Raw genomic sequence first — 1,519 nt, 5'->3', positions numbered from 1 at the left:
AGTAGGTGAGTGATGGGGTGACGCAGGAAGGTAGTCCATCCCGGGCGGTGGTTGTCCCGGGGTAAGGGTGTAGGACGAGTGGTAGGCAAATCCGCCGCTCATTGAGTCTGAGACCTGATGCCGAGCCGATTGTGGTGAAGTGGATGATCCTATGCTGTCGAGAAAAGCCTCTAGCGAGTTTCATGGCGGCCCGTACCCTAAACCGACTCAGGTGGTCTGGTAGAGAATACCGAGGCGTTCGGGTGAACTATGGTTAAGGAACTCGGCAAAATGCCCCCGTAACTTCGGGAGAAGGGGGGCCACGCTTGGTGATCCGATTTACTCGGTGAGCTGGGGGTGGCCGCAGAGACCAGCGAGAAGCGACTGTTTACTAAAAACACAGGTCCGTGCGAAGCCGTAAGGCGATGTATACGGACTGACGCCTGCCCGGTGCTGGAACGTTAAGGGGACCGGTTAGCTCACTTTCGGGTGGGCGAAGCTGAGAACTTAAGCGCCAGTAAACGGCGGTGGTAACTATAACCATCCTAAGGTAGCGAAATTCCTTGTCGGGTAAGTTCCGACCTGCACGAATGGCGTAACGACTTCTCGACTGTCTCAACCATAGGCCCGGTGAAATTGCACTACGAGTAAAGATGCTCGTTTCGCGCAGCAGGACGGAAAGACCCCGGGACCTTTACTACAGTTTGATATTGGTGTTCGGTTCGGCTTGTGTAGGATAGCTGGGAGACTGTGAAGCTCATACGCCAGTATGGGTGGAGTCGTCGTTGAAATACCAGTCTGGTCGTGCTGGATGTCTAACCCGGGTCCGTGATCCGGATCGGGGACAGTGTCTGATGGGTAGTTTAACTGGGGCGGTTGCCTCCTAAAGGGTAACGGAGGCGCCCAAAGGTTCCCTCAGCCTGGTTGGCAATCAGGTGGTGAGTGTAAGTGCACAAGGGAGCTTGACTGTGAGACCGACGGGTCGAGCAGGGACGAAAGTCGGGACTAGTGATCCGGCGGTGGCTTGTGGAAGCGCCGTCGCTCAACGGATAAAAGGTACCCCGGGGATAACAGGCTGATCTTCCCCAAGAGTCCATATCGACGGGATGGTTTGGCACCTCGATGTCGGCTCGTCGCATCCTGGGGCTGGAGTCGGTCCCAAGGGTTGGGCTGTTCGCCCATTAAAGCGGTACGCGAGCTGGGTTTAGAACGTCGTGAGACAGTTCGGTCCCTATCCGCTGTGCGCGTAGGAGTCTTGAGAAGGGCTGTCCCTAGTACGAGAGGACCGGGACGGACGAACCTCTGGTGTGCCAGTTGTTCTGCCAAGGGCATGGCTGGTTGGCTACGTTCGGGAGGGATAACCGCTGAAAGCATCTAAGCGGGAAGCCTGCTTCGAGATGAGGACTCCCACCCACTTGATGGGGTAAGGCTCCCAGTAGACGACTGGGTTGATAGGCCGGATCTGGAAGCACGGTAACGTGTGGAGGTGACCGGTACTAATAGGCCGAGGGCTTGTCCTCAGTTGCTCGCGTCCACTGTG

Annotated in this window: 1 rRNA gene; it reads left to right on the top strand. The window is 56.8% G+C overall.

Features of this window, described 5'->3' with window-relative positions:
* Positions 1–1,499, top strand: a 23S ribosomal RNA gene (locus tag SMA5143A_RS42250); the annotation flags it as partial.
* Positions 1,500–1,519 lie beyond the last annotated feature (20 nt).

The organism is Streptomyces sp. MA5143a (assembly GCF_900290235.1).
Lineage (GTDB): Bacteria > Actinomycetota > Actinomycetes > Streptomycetales > Streptomycetaceae > Streptomyces.
This window is presented reverse-complemented; position numbering and strand designations above follow the sequence as displayed.